The following is a 24,921-nucleotide window of genomic DNA, read 5'->3' on the forward strand; positions in this document are numbered from 1 at the left end:
AATCTAATCTACAATGTTGCCCGCGACATAGGCTTCTTGAGCGTGTGCGCGAACGAATGCCCGAGACAAGTATGCGTGCCCATTATTTCCCCACGAAGGACCCCATGAATTGCGAATTAAGAGGTGTTCGTTGTCGCGATGGAGTCCTACCACCGCTACTGCATGCCTGACCATGATTTCTCGGCCTGCACCTATCACTGCACCTTCGCCTGGAGCCAAGAAGTCATCGGTTGGTCGAACTCCCAGAATGGCAGGTTTTCCACCATTGACTGCGGCAGCTAAATCGTCGAAAAGCGCGGGAGACTTGACAAAGTAGGCGCGTCGCCAATCCAGTTTTCGCAACTGATTCCATCCTGAGTTCAGATGGAGCACATGTTTTTCGACATGCGCCCAGGTGGGATGGTTGACTTGCCCTTTGTCCAACAACGCAGTTGAGACGTTTGCCAAGGTCCGTCGGCGACCGTAATCTAAGCCCGCAGCGTAGACCAACGAATCCTCACTCAAACCAGAGGATTCACGCATTATTTCGTGCACAGCCGTAAAAGCGAACGCCACACAGTTCTTACTATCATCTTGGTCCCTGGCCGGCCAATTACTTAAACTAAGGTTCACTTCCCCCTGGCGCCCAGTAAACGGCCCGCTCAAAACGCACCTCCAATTCGCTGAATCCCATGAGACGCGATGCTCGGTTCTGCCACGACCACTCGGACCGGTACCGCTTCCTTTACTCCGTCTCTTTCCCAAGGCCGAGCCAATTCCATCACTAAATCGACAGCGAGATCGGCATTACCTGAATTTTTCTGGAACAATACCGAGAACTCGTGATCGATTTCGCCGCCGTACTCGTCCTCATCTGACGGATTCGTGTATCGCTCTCTGATTTGAGCTACTGCCTCATTCGGTTGAACCCTCCAGACATAACCGGTTGAGGGCGATTCCGAGGCCTTTATGTGAAGTGTGCTTCCGTGCAAATTTAACGTCTGACGCGGATTATGAGTTTCCAAATCAACTCTATCCGGGGCAGGCGCAATGCTTTCGGTGGTGAGGAACAGCGCGGCGATCGACGCGGCGTTCTGCAGCGCCGAGCGGGTCACCTTGACCGGGTCGTTGATGCCGGCCTTGAGCAGGTCCTCGTAGCCGCCGGTGGCGGCGTTCAGGCCCTCGGCGCCCGGCAGGTTGCGGACCTTCTCGGCCACGACGCCCGGCTCGAGGCCGGCGTTGTGGGCGATCTGCTTGAGCGGGGCGCTGAGCGCGAACTTGACGATGTTCGCGCCGGTGGCCTCCTCGCCCTCGAGGGACAGACCATCGATGGCGACCTCGGACTTGACCAGGGCGACGCCGCCGCCGGCGACGATGCCCTCCTCGACGGCCGCCTTCGCGTTGCGCACGGCGTCCTCGATGCGGTGCTTGCGCTCCTTGAGCTCGACCTCGGTGGCCGCGCCCGCCTTGATGACGGCGACGCCGCCGGCGAGCTTGGCGAGGCGCTCCTGGAGCTTCTCGCGGTCGTAGTCGGAGTCCGAGTTCTCGATCTCGGCGCGGATCTGGTTGACCCGACCCTCGATCTGACCCTGGTCCCCGGCACCCTCGACGATGGTGGTCTCGTCCTTGGTCACGACGACCTTGCGGGCCTTGCCGAGCATGGAGATGTCGGCGGTCTCGAGCGAGAGGCCGACCTCCTCGGAGATGACCTGGCCACCGGTGAGGATGGCGATGTCCTGCAGCATGGCCTTGCGGCGGTCACCGAAGCCCGGGGCCTTGACGGCGACGGACTTGAAGGTGCCGCGGATCTTGTTCACGACCAGAGTCGACAGGGCCTCGCCCTCGACGTCCTCGGCGATGATGAGCAGCGACTTGTTCTCGCCGATGACCTTCTCCAGCAGCGGGAGCAGGTCCTTGACGGTGGAGACCTTGCCGGAGACCAGCAGGACGTACGGATCCTCCATGACCGCCTCCTGGCGCTCCGGATCCGTCTGGAAGTACTGCGAGATGTAGCCCTTGTCGAAGCGCATGCCCGTCGTGAGCTCGAGGTCCAGACCGAAGGTCTGGGACTCCTCGACCGTGATCACGCCCTCCTTGCCGACCTTGTCCATGGCCTGGGCGATGAGCTCGCCGATGGCCGGGTCACCGGCGGAGATCCCCGCGGTGGCGGCGATCTGCTCCTTGGTCTCGATCTCCGTGGCGGAGTCGATCAGGTGCTTGGTGACGGCCTCGACGGCCTTCTCGATGCCGCGCTTGATGCCCATGGGGTTGGCACCGGCGGCGACGTTGCGCAGGCCCTCGCGCACGAGCGCCTGGGCGAGGACGGTGGCGGTGGTGGTTCCGTCGCCGGCGACGTCGTCCGTCTTCTTGGCGACCTCCTTGACCAGCTCCGCACCCAGTTTCTCGTACGGCTCCTCGAGCTCGATCTCCTTGGCGATGGAGTACCCGTCGTTGGTGATCGTGGGGGCGCCCCACTTCTTCTCCAGCACGACGTTGCGGCCCTTGGGGCCGAGCGTGACCTTGACGGCGTCGGCGAGCTGGTTGAGACCGCTCTCCAGGCCGCGCCGAGCTTCTTCGTCGAACGCGATTTGCTCCGCCACGGGGACCATCCTTAGGTCAACAGTCCTTCAAATATCACACAGAAACTCGCCCAGTGCTGAATTTACGGGATTGCTCAATCCCTGCGCTCGGTTCCACCTGCAGTGCCCAGGGAAATGCCCGATCCCGCAGCCGGGCCGGTCGCTGTGGAAGCGGCACAACGAGATCCTCGCCTACTTCAAAGTGAGCGCCTCCAACGGACCCGTCGAGGCCTTCCTCGGACGCCTCGCACACCTTCCCCGTATCGCGCTAAGTTTCCGTAACCCCAAGCGCTACATCTTGCGGTCACCCGTCCCCTCCGGTCAGCTCCGGAACCAACTTAGAGCACCCTCGATCCGGAGGGCCGGTTCGCCGGATTGCGTCCGCGCGAGCCGGTCGCCAGTGTCCGACACAAGTGCCAGAGTGGACCCATGGCAAGCAAGGGGACCAAGGAGTCGGTTGAGGTCGACGGGCGCACCATCCGGTTCACCCACCCCGACAAGGTGCTCTACGAGGCCACCGGCACCACCAAGGCCGATGTGCTGGAGTACTACCTGGCCGTCGCCCCGTTGCTCATGACGTACGCGGGGCGGCGGCCGGTGACACGCAAGCGTTGGCCCGACGGCACCGACGCCGACTCGTTCTTCGAGAAGAACCTCCCCTCCCACGCCCCGGACTGGGTGCCGCGCGTGGCGATCGAGCATTCCTCGCGCACCGTCCGCTACCCGGTGCTGGACTCCCCCGCCACGCTCGCGTGGTTCGCCCAGCAGGCCGCGCTCGAGCTGCACGTGCCGCAGTGGACCCTGGAGAATGACGAGCCGGGGCGGACACGACGGATAGTGATCGACCTCGATCCGGGCCAGGACGTAGATCTGGATACGACGGCGAAGGTGGCCCTCCGCGTCCGCGACCTGCTGTCCGAGGCGGGACTCGACTCCTTCCCGGTGACCTCCGGGTCCAAGGGAATCCACCTCTACGCCCGCCTGGACAAGGCCGTGACCGCCGCCAGCGCCTCCAAGGTCGCCAAACAGATCGCGCAGTCGCTCGCCAAACAGACCCCCGACCTTGTCACCGCCACCATGAAGCGCTCCATCCGCGAGGGCAAGGTGTTCGTCGACTGGAGCCAGAACAGCGGCGCCAAGACCACCGTCGCCCCCTACTCCTTGCGCGGGCGGGCCGAACCGTGGGTCGCCGCCCCGCGCTCGTGGGAGGAGCTCGGCGACGGCGGACTCGCGCACCTGCACTGGGACGACGTCCTCAAGCGGCTGGACTCCGACGGCGACCTCCTCGACGGGCTCGAAGGCACAGCCCAGAAGAAGGCCACCAAGAAGAAGTCGACCTCCTCCACCGGTTCGGCATCGCGGGCGAAGAAATCGGGTGGCAGCAAGAAGAGCTCGTCGTCGTCGTCAGATGACGAGGACCCCGAGCCCGCCGACTCCGACTCCACCGACGGCGAGGACTCCGACGCCGCCACCCGCGCGGCGGAGGCCGAGGGCTGCGACGCCGAACCCGCCGGTGAGGACGCGGTGGTCACCAGCCTGGCCGAGTACCGGCGCAAGCGGGATCGTCGGAGTACGCCGGAGCCGTTCGAGGGTGAGGTCGAGACCGATCGCGACGACGTCGACGGGCCGATCTTCGTGATCCAGGAGCACCACGCCCGCCGCCTGCACTTCGACCTGCGGCTCGAGCACCACGGGGTGCTGGCGTCGTGGGCCGTGCCCAAGAACCTGCCGACCGAGCCCAAGGACCGGCGGCTGGCCGTCAGCACCGAGGACCACCCGCTCGGCTACGAGACGTTCGAGGGCACCATCCCCAAGGGCGAATACGGCGCCGGCCACATGACCATCTGGGACCGCGGCTGGTACGAGTGCGAGAAATGGCGCGAGGACGAGATCATCGTGTGGCTGCACGGCGACAAGGTCTCCGGCCGCTACGTGCTCGTGCGCACCAGCGCGGAGAAGAACCAGTGGATCGTGCAGTACATGAAGGACCAGTCGCCGGACTCCTTCTACGGCGGGCGCGACAACCCGAAGTCGTCGTATCCGGAGGGCGATAAGCGGGCTCGCAGCTCGGGCGGCTCGTCCCGCGGCTCGGGCAAGGCGTCGTCCCGCGACTCGGACAAGACGTCGTCCCGCGACTCGGACACGGCCGACCGCCCCGACGCTCCCCCGCTGCCGATGATCCCCACCGCCGCCACGGTGACCGAGCTGCCCGACGACAAGTGGGCGTTCGAGGGCAAGTGGGACGGCTACCGGGTAACCATCGCGACCAGCGGCGCCGGCGGGCAGGCACGCCTGGTCAGCCGCAACGGCAACTCGATGGACTGGCTGACCGACGGCTTCCCCGGGCTGGCCGACGCGCTCGAGCGGCCCGCGGTGATCGACGCCGAGCTGGTGATCCTGGGCTCCGACGGCGTCCCGGACTTCGCGTCGCTCGCCAAACAGGCCGCGGCGGAAGGGCAGGACTCGTCGCTGCCCGCCGTCGAGCTGTTCGTCTTTGACGTGCTGGAGGTCGACGGCGTGGACCTGCGGACGCAGGCGTGGGAGCGACGACGGGAGGTGCTGGACCTGCTCACCCCGGCGCTGACCGGCGTGGATCGGGTGCACGTCCCGGAGGTGCTTGACGGCCCCGGCGACCGCGCGCTGGCCGAGGCGGAGGAGTTCGGCTGGGAGGGCATCGTCGCCAAACGCCGGGACTCCCGCTACGAGTCGGGGCGGCGGTCCAAGGCGTGGCTCAAGGAGAAGCTGCTCACCACCACCGAGGCCGTGGTGGGCGGCTGGCGGCCGGGCAAGGGCGGGCGCTCCGGCTCACTGGGCTCGCTGCTGCTGGGCCTACCTGCTGAGACCGGGCTGACCTACATCGGCCGCGTGGGCACCGGCTTCACCGATAAGCAGGCGCGGGCACTGCTCGACGAGCTCGAGCCGCTCACGCGTAAGACCAGCCCGTTCGTCGAGCAACTGCCCGCCGATGCCCGCCGCGACGCCATCTGGGTGCTGCCCAAGCTCGTCGTGGAGGTTCGCCACCAGGGCTTCACCGAGGATGGTCACATGCGCCAGTCCTCCTGGCGCGACATCCGCCGCGACAAGCTGCCGGGGGATCTGTAGGGGCGACGCGGCCCCGATGCCGACGTCATCACAGCCGTTCCGGCGGGATACGCCGTCCGCCCACTGAGAAACACCTTGGATTCGCGCTGATTGACCCTTCTTTGCGCACCCTCCACCGAGCGATCGATCGGTGACGGTCGACCGTCCAGTTGGGGACGCTCTGCACCACTCGCCCTTCATTGAGAACCAGAGACTGGGCTCATATCTGTAGGTGGAAGTGATTTTTCAGCGGAATCGCCGAGATGTGACCTTTCAGACAAAGCGCGGTTTTTCGGTTGCTACTGGCGGGTAGATAAGTAATCATAAATGGGTCACGTCAACAGACTGGTGTTGACGATCCCCCTTCACCGAAAGGCTCCCCGCATGAGCACCGCGCCGCAGACCCCCCAGCCCGCCGCCAAGAACCAGAACCGCCGCAAGAAGGTCCGCGCCGTCATGGCTTCCGGTCTCGTGCTGGGCGTCGGCGCCGCGGTGACCCTGGCCGCCTGGTCGGACACCGCGTGGGGCGAGTCCCAGTTCGGCACCGAGGGCAGCGACTTCAACGTCCAGGCGTATTTCAATGCTGACGAGGGCTGGGACGAGTTCCTCACTCAGGAGGAAGCCGGCACCATGCAGTTCGGCCCCGCCTCGACTGCTCTCGTCCCGGGCCAGCCCGTCTTCCAGCTGGTGGGCCTTCACGAGGAGAAGGGCAACATGGGCGCGGATATCACCATCACCCAGCAGCCGATCGACTCCAACAATCTGACGAGCAAGGTCTCCGTTTCGATCGCCGAGCTCGGCACAGACGCGGACGTGCCCTCCAACTGCTCCGCTACCGGCACCGGCATGACCTTCGAGCCCGCCGGCACGCTGGCCTCTCCCGAGGAAAGCACCACCCGCGTCGAGGAAGGCTCATACCAGTGGCTGTGCTTCCGTGCAGAGCTCACGGACACCGCTGGGCTCGATTCAGCCGGGATCCCGACCGTTCCCGTGTTTTGGAGCTTCGACGCCGTGAGCGACGACGCCGCCTAACGGCGAAACGGCTTCGGCGGCTGACAATCGCCAGCTGCCGAAGCCGACCTGAATATTCGCCCCGCCCGGGAGAGCACCGGACCCACACCGAACGAACACAGAACACGAGGTGAAGACCATGGTGACGACAACCGTGCAGTCCCGAAACGCCGACTCCGACCACACCATGGTCTCGCACCGCGCACCGCGCCGGTCCGTTGCTTCCTACCTCCTCGGCGGCCTTGCCAACCTTCTCGCAGCTGGCGGGGTCCTGGCGGTGGGACTCGTGATCGCCGCCGCGACAATGAACATCTCGCTCATCATGTTCAAGACAGGATCCATGTCCCCGACCATTCCCACGGGGTCCGTCGCAGTGGTCCGGAAGATCAGCGCCGACGAGATCCGCGTGGGCGATGTCGTCACCGTCGACCGTCCCGGTCGACTGCCCGTCACCCACCGCGTCATCGAAGTCCAACCGCAGGTGCCCGGTGAGGCGCTCATCCGAATGAAGGGCGACGCTAACCCGAACCCCGATGGGGGAATGTACCGGGTCGAGACCGTGCGCAAGGTGCTGTGGTCCGTGCCCGAATTGGCGAATCTCATCGTCTGGGCAGGCCAGCCGGTAGTCCTGGGCGGCATAACGGCGCTCGCCTCGCTCGGTGTCCTCTGGGCGTTCTGGCCCCGGGACGAGGACGAGGTCGAGGCGGTGCGTGAAGATGCGTAAGTCGTTCACGCAGCCGCGCAAAGTCCTGGCCTTTGCCGGCGTCATGGTCATGTTTGCCACTATCGCCTTCGGCACCGCGACCGTCCGTCCGACCGAGGCGACATGGCAAGACACCGCTTATGGATCATCAACCTTCGGCGTAGGCGAGAACGTCGGGAACCATTACGCCCGCGCGCTATCCACGTTCGGAGTCTTCAGCATTCCCTCTGGCTCGGAGAATATCGGCCCTGCCCACGAATTCGATACGTCGCGGACCAGCCCGACGCCGGCGCCTTTCGACTCACGTACACTCTCGTTCGCTGACCGCGGCATCCTGAACTTGCTGAACATGACGATCAGCGGCGCGACTTGCGCTCGCACGGCTACTGGGCCCCTCAGCGCATGCCCCGGGGGCTCCCCTGCGATACCTAGCGGGGCTGCCAGTTTTGCAAGTGCCACCGCCACCGGGCTTGCTGTTCGCACTACAGTCTTCCCACTCGCCCGTTACCCGGGGACCTTGGGCACCACTGCCACATGCACTCCGGGCCAGGTGGGCCAGACGTCCATCATCAAGGACGGTAACTTCACCCTCGATGCAGGCCTCGGATCGACCACTATCGCCATCCCTGAAGCAACTGGAAACGCCGAGCGCGCCTCAAGCACCGGAAACCGCCGAGGCTCTTTCGGGGCCTTCTACTACACAGCGACCATCACCCATATCAGAAATGTGGGAGACGGATACGCCAAATCAGATCTCTACCTCGATCTCCGAGCCGGAGCGTCGATCGGCGGAAGCGAGCAATGGCATCTCGTCATCGACCTCGCCAGCGCAGAATGCGGCTTAGATCGGTCGGCCAGCACCGTCCCCACCCGGCCCATCACACAAACGGGGATCCCGCAGGTGCTTGCGCAGAACGCTCGCACAGCTTCCCACCCGATGGCTCCGCCCGCCGCCGACGTCGACCTTGGCCTTCCGGTCCAGAACACCGCAGGTGAGAACTCAACGGTCAGAGACTCCCGGAACAGCGAGGAAGAAGACGGCGAGGAGACCTCGCTTCCGCCGCTGGACGACGGCGACGCGACCGTCCTCCCCACGACGACGTCGGCCCCAGCCTCAGATGTGCCGGCGACCCCCGGAGTGACTCCTACTGGCGCCACTGAACCGCCGGCTGCTGGAGACATCTCCACGACCAAGCCGCGAGCTACAGACAGCGGCGAGACCACAGAGCCCACCGAGCAGACCGCCGTGGCCGAGGGACTACAGGATCCCGAGTCGGTGCGCGTGGGGCGGGAGTTCGCAGTCGTGAACCGCAACGGCGTCGAACTGGGCACCGCGAAGGTCGAGGACATCGTGCGGACGCCCGGCTGCGGAGTGGAGCTCACGCTGAGCATCACCACCTCCGCCGAAGCGGGCCCCGACAGGTGGACGTCCGTCGCCCCGGACGACTTCGCCGAGGTCCGCGCCGGCGGGTCCACTCGCGAGGCCACCACGCTCAACTCGGACTGCGAGCAGGCCGCCAATTCGACGACCACTCCCCTGTCACCGGGACGGGACTACGAGTTCGTCATCGCCTTCCAACTCGACGACTCCGCGCAGCAGGCCATGCTCCGGCCCGGCGGCACCGCCGGGTGGATCTTCGACCTACCCGCGTTGCCTCGAGTGACGGCGACGACCAGCCCGTCGGCCGCCGCGGCCCCCACCACCGAGCAGGCCCCCGGCATGAGTACCGGCACCGGCACCGAGCTGACGACCACCGACGTCGCCGAGGCGTAGGACCCGTCGCGCGGGAAGCGGCCCCGGCCACGGGGGATCGTGGTCGGGCCCGCTCGTGCCCGCCGGTTCCGCACACCGGGTGGGACGCTGGCGGTAGCTGGAGCTGACCTCGTCGTCGTCACAGTCTCTGTCAGTCCCACCCGCGTGCGGAACCGGCGCGCTTCACATCAGAGGGTGATGACGCGGGGACCCACCGAGCCCGACTCGGGATACCCGAGCGAACCGCGCACGAACCTACTGAACTCCCAGAGCACCCGATCCCACCACCAGAACACCATCTCGGACATGGCCCTACCTCCTGCTCGGTGAGCCAGACGGCCTCCGGCCCGCTGGGTCAAGTGTGGACCGGCACCCTGGGAATCGCCCCTGCGGTGGGCTGAGAGTCAGGGAGGAGAGTGCGAGGATCTCCTACTTCACCCGCTGCCCCGAGACGAAGAAAACGCCCATACATTGTTGGCCGGTGCCCTGGACCGGCCTTGCAGGGCACCGCTGGTCAAGACCGGTGTTTCCCGCCGCGGAGCGGAGAGGGGGTCAGTCCGCGACGTACGGATTCGTCGCTGTATGGCGGCGGACGCGGGCCGGGACCGCGAACCACATCACCACCACGAAGGCGGCCATCACCGCCGCCGCGGCGAGGCCCCACGCGGTCCCCAGCACCAGCGGGAACACCAACGCCACCAGGCCCACCAGCGCAATGGCAAGGATCGCCAACCCGATGCGCGCGAGCGTCGCCGAGAGCCGGAGCACCCGGTCCTTGCGATGGGAGCGGAACACCGCGCGGTGGATCATCACCGGGGCCAGCAGGAACACCGTCGAAGCCAGCGCGAGGGACAGGACCGCCAGATAGAGCGCACGAGCGCCGCCGCCGATCTCCGCGAACCGGTCCTGGAACGGCAACACCAGCAGGAAGCCGGTGAGCACCTGGCCGCCGGTCTGCACGATGCGCAGCTCCTGGAGCAGCTCGATCCAGTTGCGGTCGATGCGCTGCGCCTCGGTTTCGTGGCGTTCCGCCTCGTTGTAGTCGATCTCGTGGCGTCCCGCCTCGTCGCGTTCCCCGGCGCCTTCGGTGTCCATGCCGCTCCCCCTCCCTCCTCCGCGTGTCCTCGATGATCGTCCGGTCGGCGCGGTAGCGCGGAGCTTCCCGTGCATCCGCGGCAAACCCCGCCGGTTCGGCGCAGCCCGCATCGGCTCACCCCATCGGCTCACCGTGGCGGAGGCGGACCTCGTCGTCGCCACAACAGTCCCCTGACCTGCGGTGCCCTGAACGGGGTCTGCAGGGCACCCCAGGTCAGTGCGGGTGCCGTTTGTGCGACGCCGCCACAGCGGCGTGGATCGGCAACCGCGAGTCTGTTTCTGCGGCAGCATGGGGTCATGGTCACGCCGTCCAACACCACCGCCATCGCCTCCGCTACCGGCCGCCCGTGGGACGAATGGGTCGACTTGCTCGAGCAGGCCGGGGCTCGGGAGATGGCCCACACCGCGATCGCGCGGCTGACGCTCGAGCACATGCCGGAGTCGGTGGAACGGGCCGAATGGTGGGCGCAGGGCACCGCCATCGCCTACGAGCAGCACGCCGGCCTGCGCGTTCCGGGTCAGTCCTGCGACGGTGACTTCCAGCTCTCCACCTCGCGGACGGTCGCGGGGGACAAGGACTCGGCGCTGCAGGCGTGGGGGGAGCTCGTCGCCGGGCGCGAGGAGTTCGGCGGGATCCCGGTGGACGGCGAGGCGTCGGTGACTCGGTCGGAGAAGTGGCGCTACTGGCGCGTCCCGCTGGCCGACGGCACACGGGTCGCGGTGAATATCAGCGACAAAGCCGGCGGAAGAGCCTCGGTCGGGCTGACCCACACCAAGCTCGACTCGGCCGAGGCGATCGACTACTGGCGGCCGGTGTGGAAGGAGCTGTTGGCGCAGCTCAGCTGACCACCCGGCCGGTTCGGCCGGAGCGAGCGACTGCGTGCGGGGGCGGCGGTGGCGGCCGTTGTCGTCGTCGTACTCCCCCGATGGCTACGCGCTGCTGTTCAGTGAGGTCGACCGCGAGTTCGTCACGCAGTTCATCGAGCGCAACCTCGGCCCGGTGCGCGACTTCGACCGCACCCGCGGCACCGCGCTACTCGACACCCTCGGGGCGTGGTTCGGCGCCGACGGCAGCCCCTCCGCCACCGCCGAGCGACTGTTCGTGCACGTCAACACGGTGTACCAGCGGCTCGACCGGCTCGATTCCGTACTGGGCACCGGCTGGCGCCGCGGCGACCGGGCGCTGGAGCTGCGGCTGGCGCTGCGATTGGCGGAGTTGCCGGGGGGCGTGAGACGCGGGGTGTTAACGCCGCGGCCGGCTCCCAGTGATCCACGCACCCGCCCCCTCACGAGCGACGGATGGTCTTGGCATGGGCGCTCGCCTGCCGTACGCTTGCGTCATCTGCGACATATACGACACGTGCAACATCTGCATTCAACGAAATCCCGCCTTGTCAGCGGCGAGCAGGAGTGACCTCTAATGCATGCTCTCGCGACCGAGAACGTTCCCGTCGATCAACTCGACGCCCTCGAAGATTTCGCGCGATCCGACGCTGGCCCTGAACTGCGCGACCTTCTCCTCGACCTGACCCGCCGAGTGCGTGACGGCGATGAAGTCATCACAATTGACGCTGATTCCACGCTCACCCCGAACCAGGCGGCCGAGCGACTCGGGATGAGCCGCTCCCACCTCTACAAGCTGCTGGACCGCGGGGAGATCCTCTTCCATCGAGTGGGCCGCGACCGACGCATTCGCGTGCGCGACCTTCTCGAATTCCAGTCACGCCATAACCGCGATCAGCGCGAGCTCGCCGAGCGCTTCGCGCACCAGCAGAAGACCACCGCCTCTGTCGAGGACGAAATCGCCGACCTGCTCTGACGAAGACCTCGCCCTGAGTGTCTTAGGCGTCGTGCAATATGGACGGCGTGCACAATCGTCGCGCTCGGCCAACCCTCCGCGTGCTCCGCGAGGACCTGACGTCAGATTGGGATTCGGCACTCCCGCGGCGAGCCCTGGCTGATGAGCGGTTGTCCGACCTACATCCACTCAGTGAACTTCCGCATCCGATCGTTGCGAAGGCGATGGAGTCCTTCGGCCCCGACAACGACAACGACAACTACGTCGGGCCCATAGGAGGCTCGACACGGTTGCCGCTCCTGGAGATCAAACAATCGCAGTGGCGGGGCGGGGTCTGGATAGACAGCGAGACAGGCGTCTGCTGGCTTCTGGTTGCTGGACTCGCGAAAGGCAACCATGAGGACCGCGACGACTTTTACAAGCAGGTCGCGCGGGCTGACAAGCGCGGGTCCGTCGATCACTTGCTTCCGAACGACGCTGATGTGCGACTTCTCAAGCAGGAGACTGCAGCACGCCTCCGTACCGAGTGGGAACTGGAGGCCCAGCGAACAGTTCTTGACGCACTGCGCAGTGTTCACTCCGGTGGGGAGTACCGAGCCCGAGTCCACCATCCGATCCCCGGAGTAGGCGATCTCGCTCACGTGAACTTCAGCGTGGAGGCCGTGCGCGAAGATGACTATCGAGCGGACGAAATCACCGTGGAGATCACGCCTGAGCCACGCTTCGCTGCGAGTGATCTCTTATGGCAATTGACGATTCGAATTTTGATCTCGATTGATCCGCCAGAGCAGGGCTGGGATCGCTACGGGGACATCTACTCCAACATCGCGGACCCGGGGGCTTGGGCGAAGCGACGGGAGGCTCTGGCGACCTTGGTGGCAGCGGGCGACCTGGCTCTCTCTGAGCCGGGGTCGATGAGCCACTACACCCATCGTGAGCACCTTGCGGGCAAGACGATTAACGGGGAAGCCGTACGCGCACTCTGCGGCCCTTTTTTCGTCCCGCGGCAAGACCATCACTCGCTGCCCCTCTGTCCCAAATGCGCGGAGAGATATGCGGCACTCTGAGTAGGCGTCGGGGCATCGGCATACTGACACGCCGAGGTGGCCTCATGGCCCTGCGCCGCCGACCCCCAGTGGACAACCAGCGACCCGATTGGAGACGCGGGCCCCGCTCTCCTGGAGGCGCTGACCTGCAATGCCCTGAACGGGCCCTGCAGGGCATCGCAGTTCAGCGGGGGTTTCGACGCAACGCGACAGGGGGCCGACTGTCAGACGGCAGGCTCAGACCACAGTGCCCGGAACGACCACCGGGTCAACTGCCGGGAAGTTGCTCTTCGCGTAGCCGGCGATCGATCGGATGCCCGCGATGTTGATCGTCCCGCCGACGGCCGCGCCCGCCACCGGCACGACCTTGACCAGATTGATGAACCCCGTGGTGCCGAACTTGGTGACCAGACGGAAGCCCACCGCCTTGTTGATCTTGGTCAGGACGGTGCCCGGCACCTTCTTCAGGGCCGCAATCGCCGTCTTGGTACCGATCTCGACTCCGGCCTTGGACATCGCCTCGACACCGGCGGATCCGATCAGCGACACCGCGATGACACTGCGGACCTCTTCGCTGTGGACGTCATAGCCAGGCAGGTGTGCGACCGCCGCGATCATGCGGGTGGCTCGCGTGTAGAAGACGGTGACATCCGTGGGAATGGCCACCGCCATCGTGGCCAGACCACCGAGTCTGGATACGAACCCCGACGCGCCCACGACCCTGGTGTGCGTGGCAATGATCCGCTCGATGGCTTTTTCGGCGTCGCCACCGGAGTGCTTGAGCGCCTCGTCGGCGATGGTCTCCGCACCCTTGACTGGCCCGAAGCCGTTCACTCCCGAATCGAGGATGAAGTTGATGGTCGACGTGGCCGCCGATTCCATATCGCCTTCGGAGATCGACTTGGTGATCTCCTTGACACGCTTGGGTTGGGCAATCGCCATGAGGGGGCGCCTTTCGCACAGGCCGGAGGGAACGGTTCGCTCTCACTGCGGCCGATCAGTGAGCCCGCGGCGCCGGGGAGGGAGTCTCGGCGCCGAGAAGAGAACAAGCAGTCTTTGCCCCGAGCGGTTAACGGTGTCGACAATTCGGTGTGGGACGCGCGCCCGCGGCGTGGCCGGTCCGACCCCTCTGACCTGGGGCGCCCTGCACGGGTCGTCCAGGGCACCCCAGGTCAGCGGCGGTGTCGGCGGGCGGCGGCCCGGGTGCAGGCGGAGGCGCTGTCGGGCGGCGCGGTCGGTCGGCGCGGACTCAGATCGCCAGCGCCGCCGACACCTCGTGGGCGGCGGTCGCATCAGAGGCGCCTGAGTGCGAGATCCGCCCGGACTCCATGACGTAATAGACGTCCGAGGCCCGCAGCGAGAAACCCACGTGCTGTTCGACGAGCAGGACCGACAGGTCGCCGCGGGAGGCCAGGTCCACGATGATGCGCTCGATCTCGGCGACGACGTTGGGCTGGATGCCCTCGGTGGGCTCGTCCAGCACCAGCATCCGCGGTTCGGTGATGAGCGTCCGGGCGATCGCCAACTGCTGCCGCTGGCCGCCGGAGAGCAGTCCGGCTTTGCGGTCGAGCAGCTCCTTCAGCGCCGGGAAGAGGTCCAGCGACTCGTCGATCAGCGCCTTGCCGCGCTTGCGCCCATCGGCGACGAGCTGCAGGTTCTCGGCCGTGGTGAGCTGGGTGAACGACTGCTGTCCCTGCGGGACGTAGCCGATCCCGCGGGCCACCCGCGCGTGTGGACGAAGGGAGGTGATGTCCTCGCCGTCGAACTCGATCGTGCCGCCCTTGCATGGCAATAGCCCCACCGCGGTCCGCAGCAGCGTCGTCTTGCCGGCGCCGTTGTGACCGAGGATCGCGGCCACTCCGCCGGCCGGAACCTCGAGGTCGACACCGTGGACGACCTCAGAGCCGCCGTAGCCCGCGCGGACGCCGGTCATCTTGAGCAGTGCGGTCATCGTGGGGTCTCCTCGGTCGCGGCGGCGGTGCCCAGGTAGACCTGCTGCACCTTGGGGTCGGCCTGGATCTCGGCGACGGTGCCCTCGGCGAGCACCTTGCCCGCGGCCAGGACGGTGACGGTGGTGGCGAAGGCCCGCATGAAGTCCATGTCGTGTTCCACCACCACGACGGTGCGGTCGGCGGCGATCCGCTGCAGCAGTTCCCCGGTGGCCTGCCGCTCCTCGGCGCCCATGCCGGCGACGGGCTCGTCGAGCAGCATGACGTCGGAGTCCTGCACCAGCAGCATGCCGATCTCCAGCCACTGTTTCTGCCCGTGCGCCAGCACCCCTGCCTTGGTGCCGGCGAGGTGCCCGAGCCCGATGGTCTCGAGCGCATCGGCGACCCTGTCCTCCCGGCCGTGGCGGCGCCGCAGCAGGGTGAGCGGGCCGCGGCGGGCGCCGGCGGCGATGTCGAGGTTCTGCTCCACGGTGAGGTCCTCGAACACCGACGCCGTCTGGAACGTGCGGCCGATGCCCATCTTGGCGATCTTGTGCGTCTTGAGCCCCAGCACCGGCTGACCGGACTTGTCGACGGTGCCGGTGGCGGGCACGAGCCCGGTGATCGCGTCGACCACGGTTGTCTTGCCGGCGCCATTGGGTCCGATGAGGAACCGCAGGTCGCCCTGGATCAGGGTGAGGTCGACACCGTCCACGGCCTTGAATCCGTCGAACGTCACCGTCAGGTCGCGGACCTCGAGGTAGGTGCCGGCGCCTCCCTCACCGGAGCGGGTGCGGGCGTTCTTGCGGGCGCCGGAGCCGGGCAGGCCGATCTCGGCGCCGGTCAGGGTGCCTGCCGAGAGGGCGGCACCGATGCCGAAGGCGGTGGACGGGGTCATCGGGACTCCTCGGGGGAAGCGGCGCCTGACGCCGGCGCATCGGGATCAGGTTCGGCGGTGGCGGGCCGGTCGGAGGTGGCGGAGTTCGTCGTCGTCGTCGTGGTCGTCGTGGTCGGCGCGGTCGGCTCCTGGCCCTTCGCCCGCCGACGCCGCATCACGAACAGCGACGCCAGGCCGCCGGGCAGGAACCCCACCACCACGATGAACAAGATGCCCTGCAGGTAGGTCCACTGCGACGGGTAGGCCTCGGAGAACGCGGTCTGCGCCCAGGCCACACCGATCGCGCCGAGCACCGGGCCGAGCAGCGTGGCGCGGCCGCCGATCGCGACGCCGATGAGGAACGCGATCGAGGGAGCGATGCCGATCGCCGACGGCGAGATGATCCCCACGATCGGCACGAACAGCGCACCGGCGAGCCCCGCGGCGAACGCGGCCACGGCGTAGGCGAACGACTTGACCATCGCCGGGTCGTAGCCGAGGAACCGCACGCGCTCCTCCTGGTCACGGACGGCCACGAGCAGCTCGCCGAAGCGGGAGTTCATGAGCTGGCGCACCAGCAGCACCACGAGAAGCAGCGCGCCGCCGGCGAGGAAGTACAGCATCCGCCGGTTGGCCGGGTCGGACAGTGCGAAACCGAAGAACCCGGTGAAGCGGTTGAGCCCGTTGGACCCGCCCAGCTCCGGCCGGCTCACGAGGAAGATCGCGGCGGCGGCGGCCAGGGCCTGCGAGAGGATCGCGAAGTAGGCGCCCTTGACCTTGCGGTTGAACACCAGGTAACCGAACCCGAACGCCAGGAGCGGCGGGACCAGCAGGATCACCGCGAGCGTGAACCCGGGCGAGGCGAACGGCACCCAGTAGCCGGGCATCTCGCGCATCCCGGCGATCTGCATGAAGTCGGGCAGCGCGTCGGCGCCTCCGCGGTCGCGGGCGTCGGAGATCTTGAGGAACATCGCCATCGCGTAGGCGCCCACGCCGAAGTACACGCCCTGGCCGAGGGTCAGCATGCCGCCGCGCCCCCACGCCAGACCGATGCCACTGGCGACGATCGCGTAGCAGAAGAACTTGGCCAGCAGGCTCAGCCGGAAGCCGCTGAGCAGCGCGGGCGCGAGGCCGAAGATGATCAGCGCGGCCACCGCGAGCGCAGCCCAGAACATCCACCGGGGCCGCTCGGCGTCGCCGGTCAGCAGGCGCCGGGCGCGGGTGCGCCGAGGTGGCGCGGCGGCGGGATCGGGGGCGGTGGTGGCAGCGGAGTCGGCGGAGTCGGCGCCGCCAGCCGCTCGGGTGACGGAGATGGTCTTGGTCATGCCAGGCTCCTGGTCTTGACGGCGAACAGGCCCTGCGGGCGCACCTGCAGGAAGATGATGATGGCGACAAACACGAGCACCTTGGCCACCGACGCGGTGGTGGAGTACTCGAAGAACGAGTGCAGGACCCCGAGGGCGAACGCCGCGATCACGGCGCCCCGCAGCTGGCCGAGGCCGCCCACGACCACCACGAGGAACGCGTCGATGAGATACGACTGGCCGATCGTCGGGCTCGTTGAGCCTATGAGCGTGAGCGCCACCCCGGCGACGCCGGCCAGGCCGGAGCCGATGAAGAACGTGGTGATGTCGGTGCGGCGGGAGCTGATACCCGACGACTCGGCGAGGTCACGGTTGAGCGTGACGGCCCGGATTCGCCGGCCCATGGGCGTGAACTTCATCGCGGCCATGACCGCGGCGACGCAGGTGATCGCCAGGACGAAGATGAACACGCGGGTCAGCGGCACCGACGCGCCGAGCAGTTCGACGCTGCCGCGCAGGAACTCCGGCACCGCCACGTTGACGGCCGGGGCGCCCCAGATGTCGCGGGCGATCTGCTGCAGGACCAGGCCCACACCGAACGTCACGAGCAGGGTGTCGAGTGGACGGGCGTAGAGGCGTCTGATGAGTGTCACCTCGAGCAGTACGCCGAGTAGGCCGCCGACGACGAAACCCAGGGCCAGGGACAACAGCAGGCTCATCCCAGAGGCGGCGGTGATCTGCTGGACGACGTAGGCGGTGTAGCAGCCGGCCATGATGAACTCGCCGTGGGCCATGTTGATGACGCCCATCTGGCCGAACGTCAGGCTCAGGCCGAGGGCGGCGAGCAGGAGGATGGAGCCGATGCTCAATCCGGTCGCGAGTTGTCCGATGAGGATGTCCACATCGGCTCCTTTCTCCGGGTCCCGCCCTCCCCCTCCCCCGCTCCCGACTGACGGGCCGGGAGCGGGGTGGGTCGGGCGGGGTGGGCGGGGCTGGGTGATCCGGGCTGACGGTCGGGCGTCAGTTCCCGGACAGGTCGCCGGCCCAGTCGTAGGACTCGAGGAACGGGTCGGGCTCGATCGCCTCGCCGGAGCTCCACACCTCGTAGATCAGGCCGTCGGGGCGGATCTCGCCGACGATCGCGGTCTTGGAGATGTGGTTGTTCTCGCCGTTGATGGTGACGGTGCCCTCGGGGGCGTCGAAGCTGACGCCGTCGGCGGCGTCCTGGATGGCGTCGACGGCGAAGGAGTCCGCCTTCTCGACCGTGTTCTTCCACAGGTAGACCGACGTGTACGCGGCTTCCATCGGATCGGAGGTGACGCGGTTCGCGCCGTACTTCGCCTTGAACGCGTCGACGAACGCGGTGTTCTCCGGCGAATCGATCGTCTGGTAGTAGTTCCACGAGGTCAGCTGGCCGTCAATATTCGCGGCGCCGATGCCCTGGACCTCCTCCTCGGCGATCGACACGCTCACCACCGGGGTGTCCTCGGCGGACAGGCCGGCGTTGGAGTACTCGCGGAAGAACGCCACGTTGGAGTCGCCGTTGAGCGTGTTGAACACGGCGTCCGGGTTGGCGGTGCGCACCTTGTTGACGATGGTCGAGAAGTCGGTCGAGCCGAGCGGGGTGTAGTCCTCGCCGAGGATCTCGACCTCGTTGGCCTCGGCCCACGCCTTGATGACGCGATTGGCGGTCTGCGGGAAGACGTAGTCCGAGCCCACGAGGTACATGGACTCCACGCCCTGCTCCTTGAGGTACTCCAGGGCGGGGACGATCTGCTGGTTGGTGGTGGCGCCGGTGTAGAAGATGTTCTCCGACGCCTCGAGGCCCTCGTACTGCACCGGGTAATAGAGCAGCGCGTTGGCGTCCTCGACCACGGGCAGCATCGCCTTGCGGGAGGACGACGTCCAGCCGCCGAAGATCGCGGCCACGCAGTCGCTGGTGATGAGCTTCTGCGCCTTCTCCGCGAACACGGCCGGGTCGGAGGCGCCGTCCTCCACCACGGGTTCGATCTGCTTGCCCAGCACCCCGCCCTCGGCGTTGATCTGCTCGATCGCCAGCGCCACCGAGTCACGTACGGTCTTCTCGGAGATGGCCATCGTCCCGGACAGCGAGTGCAACGAGCCGACCTTGATGGTGTCGCCGGACGTGTCCACGCAGGACTCGGCGGCGGCCGCGGCGGTGTCGCCGGTCCGGCTGCCGCAGGCGGTGAGCGCACCCGCGCCCAGGATCACGAGGCCGGCGGTGGCCAGTGCACGCCGGGTGCGGATCGAGCGCGGCGTCTGGCTCGCGCGAGCTGTCTTCCCAGAGGAGATGGAGGTGGAGTTCACGTGGTTGACCTGACCTTCACTGACCGGCTGTCGAGTGCTCCCGCGGGCTGCGGGGCTCGAAGCGCGATGTGGATAAAGGTAAGGACATGATGTGAGTCAGCTGAGTCGCCGGTGTTTCGCCACCGTTGCCTCTACCGGCGTTGTGTGAACGCTGTGTTTCTCGTCCACCCCGCGATACAAGTGCGCGGGCGCGGCCGGCTGAGCCCGCACGCCGCTCCTGCGCGGGGTTACGCGTCCCCTTCGGCTTGTGATGCCTCTATGTACGCGTACGCGCGGGATGTGCTGGCGGAACGGTCCATAGAGGGCGCATACCTGGGCGTCGGCGGGCTGGGCGGTGGCCGTCGTCTCTCGGGGCCGGCCCGGCTCTCAGCTCTTGCGCAGGTCCGGCGCCGGCGCACCGAGGAGATGGACTCGCGCGGCGGACCACACCGCGCGCACCGCTGCCTCCACGTTCTCCTGCCCGCGGCCGAGCACCCGCAGCCAGGCGCCGCAGCCGTCGGGCAGGGTGCTCACCCCGCACCACACCGCCGCATCAAGGCCATCCGAGTTCGGGGTCGCGGACCCGATCGCCTCGGCCGCGTCGCGCATGACCGCCGCGAGTTCCTCCGCCGGGCCGGGCGCCACGACGAACAGGGCCCCGATCGCGTCGGCGTCGCCGGTGACCAGCGGATGGCCGGCCTCGTCGCGGGTGATGTGGGTGGTGTCCACGGCGAGCAGGGTGCCGTCGGGGCGGGAAATCTCCACCGCCGAGACGTAGGCGTCCACGTCCCAGCGCTCCCCGCGGGCCACGCGTCCGGCGGTGAGGACGTCGGCAGCGATGAGCACGGCGTCGTCGGGCACCTCAGCCCGCAGCCGCTGCTGGAACCGGCTGCCGCCGTACGGGATGAGCGGGTCCGGCAGCCACTCGCACACCGCGCCGGCGCCCAGCGTCAGGGAGACGTCCTGCGTGGCGTAGCCGACGTCCATCCGGTGCACGCGGTTCGCGGCCTGGGTGGTGACCAGTGCGTGCGCGCCCTCGGCCAGACGGACCTCCATGTCCAGCCGGTCGCCGCCGACGATCCCGCCGCCGGTCGACATCACGTACACCGTCGGCATCTCGCGGAGGACCGGGTCGATGTGCAGCGGCCGCATCACCTGCAGCGGCGACTTCTGGAACCGTTCGGCCAGTACCGTGCGGCCGCGGCCGTCCCGGCGGAAGGCCAGGTCCAGCACGCCGACCTTGCCGGGCGAGCCGACGGGCAGCGCGCCGGGCCCGGACTGCGGTCCGGCGGCGACGGCGGGCCACACGAACCCCGGGTCGGCGGCCCGGGTCAGCCGGTCGCTCACCGTGCGGGCAGCAGTTCCACCCGGCGGGACTCGAAGTAGTCGAGCACCTCGGCGATGCCGGTCCCGGAGAGGCAGTCGGTGAGCGCGACGGGCTTGCCCGATCGGACGCGGTCAGCGTCCGAGGACATGATTCCCAGATCGCAGCGCACGTACTGGGCGATGTCGATCTTGTTGATCACCAGCAGGTCGCACTCGGTGATGCCGGGCCCGCGCTTGCGGGGCATCTTCTCGCCTTCGGCGGTGTCCAGGACGAAGACGAACAGGTCGACCAGCGCCGGCGAGAACGTCAGGGTGAGATTGTCGCCGCCGGACTCGTAGATGAGGGTGTCGACGTCCGGGTGGTCCTCGAGCATCTCCGCCCCCACCGCGAGGTTCATGGTGGGGTCGTCGCGCACGGCGGTGTGCGGGCACGAGCCTGTCTCCACGCCCACCACCCGGGCGGGATCCAGGACTCCGGCCAGGGTGCGGCGGACGTGCTCGGCGTCTTCCTGCGTGTAGATGTCGTTGGTGATGACGGCCGGGGTGCGTCCCCGGGCGATCAACTCCGGGACCAGCGCCTCGATGAGAGCGGTCTTGCCCGAGCCCACCGGCCCACCGATCCCGATCCGCAACACCTGCTGTGCCTCTGCCATGCAACGAACGCTAGTGCAGCCGTGTTTCGGCAGTGTTGCGCGGCGTACGCAGCGCGGCCCTGCCCTCGGCGGGATCCGCCCTGACCTGGGGTGCCCTGCAGCGCACGTTCAGGGCACCGCAGGTCAGCGGGCAATTGCAGGACCGGGCCCATGAATCGGAGCATCACCAGCAGGAAGCCCGTGCAGTGCTGCCGCGGCGGCGTCGGCGGCAGCGACGGCGACGGCGGCGGCAGCGACGGCGACGGCGGCGGCGGCGGCAACTGCCCCACCCCGGCCGGCACGGCCCTGACCTGCGATGCCCTGCACCCGTCTTTCAGGGCACCCCAGGTCAGAGCGCTACCTCGTACGCAGGTACTCCGGTCAGGAGGGTGGAGGCCGGGTCACGAGGCGAACAGCCGGGCGTCGGCGCGTTCGTGGTGGCAGGACGCCAGGTCCAGCACTGGCGCGAACCCGCCGAGTTCCTCCAGCGACCGGCCCACCGCGGCGTCGGCGACCTTGGCGATCACCGGGGCCGCCCCGCGCACCAGCGCCTGCGCGGTGCGGTGATCGGCCAGTCGCAGCCGCAGCGCGGCCCCCGACAGGCTGATGACCAACGCGGTGAGGTCCGCGGCCACGGCTTCGCGCTGGCTCAGCCCGCCGCGGGCGTAGACCACGCCCATGACGACCGACTGCGATCCCGGCGACCGGCGGGCCCGGACGTGGTCGTTCCACGCGGACACCACCGGGTCGTCGAGGAGTTCGGCGGCCAGGTCGAGGACCTGCTTGCCGGTGCGGGTGGCGCCGTCGCGGAACTCGCGGGTCAGTCGGGTGGCGTGCAGCCGCCGGTCGATGCGGGTCAGCGCGGCGAGCAGAGCGGCAGAGTTAGTGCAAGCAGGATCGGCGGCCGGCGGCGGGGCGTGCTCGTGGGTGGCCGCCCAGGCGAGGGCCAGTGCGGTCGCCTCGGCCGGGCCGGCCGAGTGGCGCAGGATCCCGTGCACGGCCTCGGCCACGGAGTGCGCGCCATAGGCCGGAGGCCCTGCAGTACCCGCCCGGCCAGAGGATGCAGCCTCGACAGCGCCCAACTGCCGGAGCCCCTCGAGCCCGTGCGAGAGCGTGTACATGCCCGAGGGGAACGAGGAGTCGGTGAACTGCAGCGCTAACAGCAGAGTCGCCAGTTCGGCACGACCCGCATCCGGCACACCATCCGGGACGCGGCGGCCCTCGTCGTCGTGGTCGTCGTGGTCGCGGTGGTCGCGCATCACGCGAGGTAGTGCAGCTGGGCCAGCGGCAACGTGGTGGCGGGGGCGATGGTGGCGGGCTCGCCGTCGACGGTCACCACGTAGGTCTCGGGATCCACCTCGATCGTCGGGCAGCGGTCGTTGCGGACCATGTCCTTCTTGCCGATCCCCCGGCAGCCACGCACGGGCAGGCACGGCGAGGTCAGGCCCAGCTCCTCGGGCACGCCGGCCTCGATCGCGGCGGCGGACAGGAACGTCACCCGCGTGGACTGCAGCGCTCCGCCGTACGCGCCGAACATCGGGCGGTAGATCACCGGCTGCGGCGTGGGCAGCGACGCGTTGGGATCGCCCATCGGCGCCCACACGATCATCCCGCCCTTGATGATCAACGACGGCTTGGCGGCAAACGAGTCGACCGGCCACAACACGAGATCGGCGAGCTTGCCGGGTTCGATCGAGCCGAGGTGGTCGGCGATGCCCGCGGCGATGGCGGGGTTGATGGTCATCTTGGCGACGTAGCGCAGGGCGCGCTCGTTGTCGTTGCGCGCGCCTCCGTCGCCATCGGGCGAGGCCTCCACGTCCTCCGGCAGCGGGCCCCGCTCGACGCGGCAGTGGTGGGCGGTCTGGAACGCGCGCTGCCACGACTCCCCGATCCGGCCCATGGCCTGCGAGTCCGAGGAGAAGATCGAGATGATCCCCTCGTCGTGCAGGACGGTCTCGGCGGCGATCGTCTCGGCGCGCACGCGGGAGTCGGCGAAGCTCACGTCCTCCGGGATGTCGTGCGACAGGTGGTGGCACACCATGACCATGTCCAGCAGTTCGTCCACCGAGTTCACGGTGTACGGCAGCGTCGGGTTTGTCGAGGCGGGCAGGACGTTGGGCTCGCCGCACACCCGCAGGATGTCGGGGGCGTGGCCGCCGCCGGCGCCCTCGGAGTGGAAGGTGTGGATGGTGGAGTCGCCGAACGCCGCGCGGGTGTCCTCGTAGAAACCCGACTCGTTGAGGGTGTCGGTGTGGATCGCGACCTGTACGTCGTAGTCGTCGGCCACCTGCTGCACGCAGCGGATCGCCGCGGGCGTGGTGCCCCAGTCCTCGTGGATCTTCAACCCCGCCGCTCCGGCGACGATCTGCTCGATCGCCGACTCCGGCTGCGAGGTGTTGCCCTTGCCCAGCACCCCGATGTTCACCGGCAGCCCATCGGCGGCCTGCAGCATCCGCCCGATGTTCCACGCGCCGGGCGTGCAGGTGGTGCCCTTGGTGCCCTCGGCCGGGCCGGTGCCGCCGCCGAAGAGCGTGGTCACGCCATTGCTCAGCGCCTCGGCGACCTGCTGCGGCGCGATGTAGTGGATGTGGGTGTCCACGCCGCCGGCGGTGACGATCTTGTGCTCACCCGCCACCACCTCGGTGCCGGGCCCGATCACCAGCTCCGGATGCACCCCGTCCTGCAGGTGCGGGTTGCCTGCCTTGCCCACGGCCACGATCCGCCCGTCGCGCACACCGATGTCGCCCTTGACCACACCGAGCACCGCGTCGACGATGATCGCGCCCGTGATCACCATGTCCAGCGCGCCCGAGGCGCGGGTGCCCGCCGGGTCCTGGGCCATGCCGTCGCGGATCGCCTTGCCGCCGCCGTAGACGGCCTCGTCGCCGTAGCCGCTGCTGCCGTCGGTGGTCACCGCGTTGTGATCGGTGGCGATCTCGATCACCAGGTCGGTGTCGGCCAACTGAAGTCGGTCGCCGACCGTGGGTCCGTAGATATCGGTATAAGTGGCGCGCGGGAGCACGGTCGGCGGGCCCTCGGCTGCGGGCACAGCGTCCGGGGCGGGCGCGACCTCGTCGTTGTCGTCGTCGTTGTTGTCGGGGCTGTCGTCGTCACCGCCGCTGTGCAGGAACCCCCCGGCGACCATCCGCTCCAGCGCTTGTTCGCGCACGGCCGGGTCGTCGAGCGGGCCGTCGACCAGCCCGGAGAACCCGTGGCACACGCGCTCGCCGGCGAAGTCGACCAGCCGCACCGTCCGCGTCTGGCCGGGCTCGAAGCGCACCGCCAGTCCCGCGCCGATCGCCAGGTGCCGCCCGTACGCCGCGAGCCGGTTGAACCGCAGCTCCCGGTTGGCCTCGAAGAAGTGATAGTGCGAACCCACCTGGACGGCGCGGTCGCCGGTGTTGGTCACGCGCACCTCGATGGTCGCGCGACCGGCGCCCAGCTCGATGTCCCCGTCGCCGTAGAGGTAGTGCACCGAACCGGACATGTGTGGCTCCTGGGG

The 24,921-nt window shown here is 68.1% G+C and carries 21 protein-coding genes and 1 pseudogene; 8 read left to right on the forward strand and 14 right to left on the reverse strand.

Going from position 1 to position 24,921, the window contains the following annotated elements; genetic code table 11:
- Positions 1 to 3: 3 nt before the first annotated feature.
- From AB5G72_RS14195 to groL, 3 genes and pseudogenes are all read right to left on the reverse strand, one after another.
- Positions 4 to 555 (reverse strand): C1 family peptidase, encoded by a 552-nt coding sequence (locus tag AB5G72_RS14195; protein WP_440220173.1) that lies wholly within the window; start codon positions 553 to 555, stop codon positions 4 to 6.
- 86 nt (positions 556 to 641) lie between these two features.
- On the reverse strand, positions 642 to 1,004 hold the full coding sequence (locus AB5G72_RS14200) for a protease inhibitor I42 family protein (protein ID WP_440221504.1): 363 nt from the start codon (positions 1,002 to 1,004) through the stop codon (positions 642 to 644).
- Between the two features lie 6 nt (positions 1,005 to 1,010).
- Positions 1,011 to 2,579: pseudogene (gene groL / locus AB5G72_RS14205) on the reverse strand (chaperonin GroEL); the annotation flags it as partial.
- A 408-nt stretch (positions 2,580 to 2,987) separates the two neighbouring features.
- Between groL and AB5G72_RS14210 the strand changes: the two are divergent.
- The 4 genes from AB5G72_RS14210 to AB5G72_RS14225 all read left to right on the forward strand — a co-directional run bounded on the left by AB5G72_RS14210 (position 2,988) and on the right by AB5G72_RS14225 (position 9,127).
- On the forward strand, positions 2,988 to 5,660 hold the full coding sequence (locus AB5G72_RS14210) for an ATP-dependent DNA ligase (protein ID WP_440220174.1): 2,673 nt from the start codon (positions 2,988 to 2,990) through the stop codon (positions 5,658 to 5,660).
- A gap of 363 nt (positions 5,661 to 6,023) precedes the next feature.
- The gene (locus tag AB5G72_RS14215; RefSeq protein WP_440220175.1) at positions 6,024 to 6,671 is read left to right on the forward strand and encodes a SipW-dependent-type signal peptide-containing protein; all 648 of its coding nucleotides are present in this window, start codon (positions 6,024 to 6,026) and stop codon (positions 6,669 to 6,671) included.
- Positions 6,672 to 6,789: 118 nt separating this feature from the next.
- On the forward strand, positions 6,790 to 7,374 hold the full coding sequence (locus AB5G72_RS14220) for a signal peptidase I (RefSeq protein WP_440220176.1): 585 nt from the start codon (positions 6,790 to 6,792) through the stop codon (positions 7,372 to 7,374).
- A gap of 916 nt (positions 7,375 to 8,290) precedes the next feature.
- On the forward strand, positions 8,291 to 9,127 hold the full coding sequence (locus AB5G72_RS14225) for a hypothetical protein (RefSeq protein WP_440220177.1): 837 nt from the start codon (positions 8,291 to 8,293) through the stop codon (positions 9,125 to 9,127).
- A 531-nt stretch (positions 9,128 to 9,658) separates the two neighbouring features.
- Here the strand turns inward: AB5G72_RS14225 and AB5G72_RS14230 are convergent.
- On the reverse strand, positions 9,659 to 10,201 hold the full coding sequence (locus tag AB5G72_RS14230) for a DUF6328 family protein (RefSeq protein ID WP_440220178.1): 543 nt from the start codon (positions 10,199 to 10,201) through the stop codon (positions 9,659 to 9,661).
- Positions 10,202 to 10,498: 297 nt separating this feature from the next.
- Between AB5G72_RS14230 and AB5G72_RS14235 the strand changes: the two genes are divergently transcribed.
- From AB5G72_RS14235 to AB5G72_RS14250, 4 genes are read left to right on the forward strand one after another with little or no spacing between them, the layout of a single operon-like run.
- Positions 10,499 to 11,047 carry a hypothetical protein gene (locus tag AB5G72_RS14235; RefSeq protein ID WP_440220179.1) on the forward strand — a complete coding sequence of 183 codons (549 nt, stop codon included), beginning with the start codon at positions 10,499 to 10,501 and terminating at the stop codon, positions 11,045 to 11,047.
- A 58-nt stretch (positions 11,048 to 11,105) separates the two neighbouring features.
- The gene (locus AB5G72_RS14240; RefSeq protein ID WP_440220180.1) at positions 11,106 to 11,615 is read left to right on the forward strand and encodes a PucR family transcriptional regulator; all 510 of its coding nucleotides are present in this window, start codon (positions 11,106 to 11,108) and stop codon (positions 11,613 to 11,615) included.
- A 6-nt stretch (positions 11,616 to 11,621) separates the two neighbouring features.
- A complete protein-coding gene (locus tag AB5G72_RS14245; protein ID WP_067713528.1) occupies positions 11,622 to 12,020 on the forward strand; it encodes a helix-turn-helix domain-containing protein in 399 nt (132 codons plus the stop codon).
- Positions 12,021 to 12,058: 38 nt separating this feature from the next.
- Positions 12,059 to 13,066: a DUF3039 domain-containing protein gene (locus AB5G72_RS14250; protein WP_082923749.1), complete on the forward strand. Its 1,008-nt coding sequence runs from the start codon at positions 12,059 to 12,061 to the stop codon at positions 13,064 to 13,066.
- A gap of 216 nt (positions 13,067 to 13,282) precedes the next feature.
- Here AB5G72_RS14250 and AB5G72_RS14255 read toward each other — a convergent pair whose 3' ends face one another.
- From AB5G72_RS14255 to ureC, 10 genes are all read right to left on the reverse strand, one after another.
- Entirely contained in the window at positions 13,283 to 13,987 is a 705-nt protein-coding gene (locus tag AB5G72_RS14255; RefSeq protein ID WP_440220181.1) for an EcsC family protein, read from the reverse strand.
- Between the two features lie 307 nt (positions 13,988 to 14,294).
- Positions 14,295 to 14,996: an urea ABC transporter ATP-binding subunit UrtE gene (gene urtE / locus AB5G72_RS14260; protein ID WP_082923750.1), complete on the reverse strand. Its 702-nt coding sequence runs from the start codon at positions 14,994 to 14,996 to the stop codon at positions 14,295 to 14,297.
- Positions 14,993 to 15,871 carry an urea ABC transporter ATP-binding protein UrtD gene (gene urtD, locus AB5G72_RS14265; protein ID WP_440220182.1) on the reverse strand — a complete coding sequence of 293 codons (879 nt, stop codon included), beginning with the start codon at positions 15,869 to 15,871 and terminating at the stop codon, positions 14,993 to 14,995. Before urtD ends, urtE begins: the two co-directional genes overlap by 4 nt.
- Positions 15,868 to 17,025 (reverse strand): urea ABC transporter permease subunit UrtC, encoded by a 1,158-nt coding sequence (gene urtC, locus AB5G72_RS14270; protein WP_440221505.1) that lies wholly within the window; start codon positions 17,023 to 17,025, stop codon positions 15,868 to 15,870. Before urtC ends, urtD begins: the two co-directional genes overlap by 4 nt.
- A gap of 146 nt (positions 17,026 to 17,171) precedes the next feature.
- Positions 17,172 to 18,056 carry an urea ABC transporter permease subunit UrtB gene (urtB, locus tag AB5G72_RS14275; RefSeq protein WP_061228856.1) on the reverse strand — a complete coding sequence of 295 codons (885 nt, stop codon included), beginning with the start codon at positions 18,054 to 18,056 and terminating at the stop codon, positions 17,172 to 17,174.
- Between the two features lie 118 nt (positions 18,057 to 18,174).
- Positions 18,175 to 19,422, reverse strand: coding sequence for an urea ABC transporter substrate-binding protein (gene urtA, locus AB5G72_RS14280; RefSeq protein ID WP_096907488.1), 1,248 nt, complete (start codon positions 19,420 to 19,422; stop codon positions 18,175 to 18,177).
- Positions 19,423 to 19,848: 426 nt separating this feature from the next.
- Entirely contained in the window at positions 19,849 to 20,808 is a 960-nt protein-coding gene (locus AB5G72_RS14285) for an urease accessory protein UreD (RefSeq protein ID WP_440220183.1), read from the reverse strand.
- Entirely contained in the window at positions 20,805 to 21,440 is a 636-nt protein-coding gene (gene ureG, locus AB5G72_RS14290; RefSeq protein WP_061228858.1) for an urease accessory protein UreG, read from the reverse strand. Before ureG ends, AB5G72_RS14285 begins: the two co-directional genes overlap by 4 nt.
- A gap of 380 nt (positions 21,441 to 21,820) precedes the next feature.
- Complete coding sequence (locus tag AB5G72_RS14295) at positions 21,821 to 22,678, reverse strand: urease accessory protein UreF (protein WP_440221506.1); 858 nt, start codon at positions 22,676 to 22,678, stop codon at positions 21,821 to 21,823.
- The gene (gene ureC, locus AB5G72_RS14300) at positions 22,678 to 24,906 is read right to left on the reverse strand and encodes an urease subunit alpha (RefSeq protein WP_440220184.1); all 2,229 of its coding nucleotides are present in this window, start codon (positions 24,904 to 24,906) and stop codon (positions 22,678 to 22,680) included. The genes AB5G72_RS14295 and ureC overlap by 1 nt, the downstream gene beginning before the upstream one ends.
- Positions 24,907 to 24,921 lie beyond the last annotated feature (15 nt).

This window comes from Dietzia sp. MNB45 (assembly GCF_051994785.1).
In the GTDB taxonomy this organism is placed as follows: Bacteria; Actinomycetota; Actinomycetes; order Mycobacteriales; family Mycobacteriaceae; genus Dietzia; species Dietzia kunjamensis.